This is a genomic window from Methylobacterium indicum, assembly GCF_001043895.1.
GTDB lineage: Bacteria > Pseudomonadota > Alphaproteobacteria > Rhizobiales > Beijerinckiaceae > Methylobacterium > Methylobacterium indicum.
Genome location: NZ_JTHF01000148.1, coordinates 1 through 3,311, shown reverse-complemented (window position 1 = coordinate 3,311; position 3,311 = coordinate 1). Strand labels below are relative to the sequence as shown.

The following is a 3,311-nucleotide window of genomic DNA, read 5'->3' as shown; positions in this document are numbered from 1 at the left end:
TCGGCCTCGTCGGCCTCGCCGAGCGGCACCATCCGGGGGAGCAGGGCGGCGGGGCCGCATTCGCGGGCGAGGATCGCGGCCAGCGCCCGGGCGGCACGGCGGGTCGGCAGGTAGAGCGTGACCGCGGCGAGCCCGAACGGCCCGCCCGCAAGATCGCCGACGAGGCGGCCCGAGAGCAGCGCCTCGGCCAGGGTGTCGAGGAAGGGCAGCCCCGGCGCGATGGTGAAGACGTGTCCCTCCCTCACCGGGCGGCCTCGCGCAGGAGGTAGCGCACGGTCTTCGCCCCGCCGTGGATCTCCGCGCGGCCGACCTCCGAGAAGCCGAGGGCGGCGTGGAACGCGTCGGAGCCCGGGTTCGGCGGCAGGCAATTGACCTCGCAGGCGATGCGGACGTGGCCCGCGGCGTGAGCCCGCGCGAACAGCTCCTCGTAGAGCGCGCGCGCCAGCCCCTGCCCGCGGGCCGCCGGGGCGGTCACGATCCGGTCGACGTAGACGAAGCGGGGGTAGCGCTCCCGGAACCACCGGAAGTTGGGGCTGGCATAGGCGGCATCCTGGTCGAGGGCGATCAGGAAGGCGGACAGCCCCTCGGGCCCGGTGACGGCGGCGGCGAGACAGGCCTGGTCGCGGAGGGCCCTCAGGGCCGCTTCGTCGAGAGGCGAGGTCTCGGCGACGTGGGCGGCGTTGAGCGCCAGCACCGCGCCGAGGTCGTCGAGGGGGCCGATCGAGAAGCCGGGGGTCATGGCGGGGTCCCGTTTGATGGGGGGCATCGGCGGCGCGATCCAGTGAGATCGCAGGCTCCGACAGTCACCGGACAAGGCGCGGGTCTCCCCTCTCCCCGCCTGCGGGGAGAGGAGATGGGCCTGCGCCCTTACACGACCGGCTGCTGCGAATGGACGCGCCTCCGCCCCCTCACGGCTGCGTCGCGCTCGCCTTCACCCGCTCCTCGGCCTCGCGCAGCGCCTCAGGGGTACCGACATGGAGCCACTGCCCGTCGAGGCGCAGGCCGAACAGCCGCTCGGCCTTGATCGCGCGGTCGAACAGCAGGTTGAGGGAGAACGAGCCCTCCGGCGTGTCGGCGAAGAGCTCGGGCTTCAGGATCGCGACGCCGGCATAGACGAAGGGCGAGACCTCGCGCTCGGCCCGGCGGGCGAGCCGCCCCTCCTTGTCCATGTGGAAGTCCCCCGGCCCGTCATAGCCGAGGCTGGTGGCGGCGGAGGCGAGAAGGAGCAGCATGTCCATCCGCTCCGGGTCCCAGGCGGCGACGAGGCGGCGCAGGTTCGGCTGCGGCCCTTCGAGCCAGAACGAATCGGAATTCAGCACCATGAAGGGCGCCGTCCCGAGGAGCGGCAGCGCCTTCTTCACCCCGCCGCCGGTCTCCAGGAGCTTGTCGCGCTCGTCCGAGATCGTGATGGCCGGGCCGCCGCGGCGGCGCACCAGGTGCGCCTCCATCAGATCGGCGAGGTAGTGCACGTTCACCACCGTCTCGGGGATGCCGGCCTCGGCGATCCGGTCGAGGGCGTAATCGACCAGCGACTTGCCGGCGACCTCGACCAGGGGCTTGGGCGTGGTCGCGGTGATCGGGCGCATGCGCTTGCCGAGGCCCGCGGCCAGCACGAAGGCGCGCGTCACGGCGGGGGGCGGGGTGTCGGTCATCGGGGCGGCGCTTCGTAGGATCGGTCAGGATTCGGCCGGGCAGAGGCGCGGCAGGTGCTGCGCGTACCAGGCCCGGACGCCGGCGAGCGCCGGGTGGGCGAGGTTGCGGGCGAGGTAGCCCTCGATGCGCGGCAGGTGGGCGAGGTAGCCCGGCTTGCCGTCGCGCCGGTCGAGGCGGGCGAAGATCCCGAGGATCTTGGTCGCCCGCTGCGCCGCCAGCACCGCGTAGGCGCGGGCGAAGCCCTGCATGTCGAACTCGGCGTCGCGCATCCGGCGCTCGCGGGCGTAGAGGCCGAGCAGGCGTAGCTCGAACTCGGCGCTGGCATCGACCCGGGCATCCTGCAGCAGCGAGGCGACGTCGTAGGCCGGGTGGCCGAGCACCGCGTCCTGGAAGTCGATGACGCCGATGCGCTCGATCCCGTCGCGCTCGGGCAGCCAGATCAGGTTCGGCGAGTGGTAGTCCCGCAGCGTCCAGGTCCGGGCCTCGGATTCGAGCCCCGCCAGCGCCTCGCTCCAGGCGGCCACGAACGACGCGCGGGCATCCGGCGCCAGCGGCGCGTTGGCGACGAAGGGCGCGTACCATTCGGGCAGCAGCTCGGCCTCGAACAGCAGCGCCTCGCGGTCGTAGGGCGGCACCTCGTGGTCGCGGCCCTCGGCCACCGGCAGCACGGTCGGCAGGGTGGTGCCGTGCAGGCGCGCCAGCACCTTGACCGCCTCGGCGTAGCGCTCGGGCCGCGGGCCGTTCTGGTCGACGACCGGCTCGCTGCCGAGATCCTCGAGGATCAGGAGGCCGGCATCCAGGTCCTCGCCCAGGATCTTCGGGGCCGAGAGGCCGAGCGCCCGCAGGCCCCGATCCATCGCCACGAAGGCGTGCACGCTCTCGGCGAGATGGACGATGGCGCTGTAGGGCTTGCCGTCGCGCACCGGCGGGCCGTCGGCCTTGGGCGGCGAGATCATCAGCACCGCCTTGGCGCCGTCCGGGTTGGTCAGGCGCTCGTAGGCGCGGCTCGAGGCGTCGCCCTGCATGTGGGTGCGCTCGGCCTCGCCCCAGCCGGAGCGGTCGAGCAGCACGCGCAGCGCCCGGGCCCGCATCAGGCGGCCGCCGAGGCCCCCGCCGCCGATGAGGCGCACGAGCCGGGCGTCGTCGCCGAATTCGGGCTTGAGCGAGAGGTCGATGGCGAGCGTCGGGCCGTGGCGCGGCGGCAGCCGGTCGGGCCACTCGACCAGCGCGATCGCCCGCTCGGTCATCTCGTCGAAGCCGAGCTCGACCAGTTCGTCGGGCCCGCGCAGGCGGTAGAGGTCGGCATGGACCACGGCCTGCCCGTTCCGGCCCTCGTAGGGCTGGACGAGGGTGAAGGTCGGGCTCGGCACTTCGAGCTCGGGATCGCCGACGATCTCGCGGATGATCGCCCGGGCCAGCGTCGTCTTGCCGCCGCCGAGCCCGCCGGAGAGCGCCACCAGATCGCCGGGCCGCAGGATCTCGGCGAGGAAGCGGCCGAGATCCTCGGTCGCGCTCTCGTCCGGCAGCACGATCTCCCAGGGTGTGCGCTCGGCCATGCCCTCCTGGTCCACTCCGCCATCCTCGCTCACGCGCCCGTCCCGGGCCAATCCCGCCGGTGATAGCGTATGAACCTTAAACTTTCCCGGCCCTCCCCGGCC

At 73.5% G+C, this 3,311-nt stretch carries 4 protein-coding genes; all 4 read right to left on the bottom strand.

Features of this window, described 5'->3' with window-relative positions:
* Positions 1-245: hypothetical protein (locus tag QR78_RS18235; protein WP_048428982.1), on the bottom strand; the 245-nt coding region annotated here is incomplete at its 3' end.
* Positions 242-739: a GNAT family N-acetyltransferase gene (locus tag QR78_RS18230; RefSeq protein WP_048428981.1), complete on the bottom strand. Its 498-nt coding sequence runs from the start codon at positions 737-739 to the stop codon at positions 242-244. The genes QR78_RS18230 and QR78_RS18235, both read right to left, overlap by 4 nt.
* 169 nt (positions 740-908) lie before the next feature.
* Positions 909-1,652, bottom strand: coding sequence for a nucleotidyltransferase family protein (locus tag QR78_RS18225; RefSeq protein ID WP_048428980.1), 744 nt, complete (start codon positions 1,650-1,652; stop codon positions 909-911).
* A gap of 24 nt (positions 1,653-1,676) precedes the next feature.
* Positions 1,677-3,209 (bottom strand): tRNA (adenosine(37)-N6)-threonylcarbamoyltransferase complex ATPase subunit type 1 TsaE, encoded by a 1,533-nt coding sequence (tsaE, locus tag QR78_RS18220; RefSeq protein ID WP_179945935.1) that lies wholly within the window; start codon positions 3,207-3,209, stop codon positions 1,677-1,679.
* Positions 3,210-3,311: the final 102 nt, after the last annotated feature.

What these genes read in the sequence shown, in the direction of transcription:
- QR78_RS18230 (WP_048428981.1), bottom strand. Translation starts at nt 739, where the DNA reads ATGACCCCCGGCTTCTCGATCGGCCCCCTCGACGACCTCGGCGCGGTG.
- QR78_RS18225 (WP_048428980.1), bottom strand. Translation starts at nt 1,652, where the DNA reads ATGACCGACACCCCGCCCCCCGCCGTGACGCGCGCCTTCGTGCTGGCC.
- tsaE (WP_179945935.1), bottom strand. Translation starts at nt 3,209, where the DNA reads ATGGCCGAGCGCACACCCTGGGAGATCGTGCTGCCGGACGAGAGCGCG.